General features: G+C 54.1%; 1 protein-coding gene. It reads left to right on the top strand.

Translation table 11 applies throughout. From position 1 onward, the window contains the following. Positions 1–200, top strand: a 200-nt coding sequence (gene tnpB / locus JWG43_RS19440) for an IS66 family insertion sequence element accessory protein TnpB (protein ID WP_205244527.1), incomplete at its 5' end; no start/stop codon positions are given. Positions 201–266 lie beyond the last annotated feature (66 nt).

The raw sequence follows: 266 nt of genomic DNA, 5'->3' as shown, positions 1-266 counted from the left end.
CCCTCAAGTTGTTGGGATATGACGGGCAGGGCTTCTGGCTGTGTCAGAAGCGATTGTCACAGGGTCGCTTTCGCTGGTGGCCCGACAAGGGTGACCTCCAGGCTCAGCGTTTGGCAGCCCTCGAACTGCAACTGCTTCTTTGGAACGGCAACCCAGCCGACGCTCCGGTTGGTGCGATGTGGAAAAAAATTGAAGTGTAGGCGTTTTTTTACGGGACACACTGAAAGCGATAGTGTACAACTCTCCTGGATCAAGAAACCAGGAGA

The organism is Desulfobulbus alkaliphilus (assembly GCF_016918545.1).
Lineage (GTDB): Bacteria > Desulfobacterota > Desulfobulbia > Desulfobulbales > Desulfobulbaceae > Desulfobulbus > Desulfobulbus alkaliphilus.
Note: the sequence above shows the minus strand (reverse complement) of the source record. Positions and strands in the feature narration are given on the sequence as shown.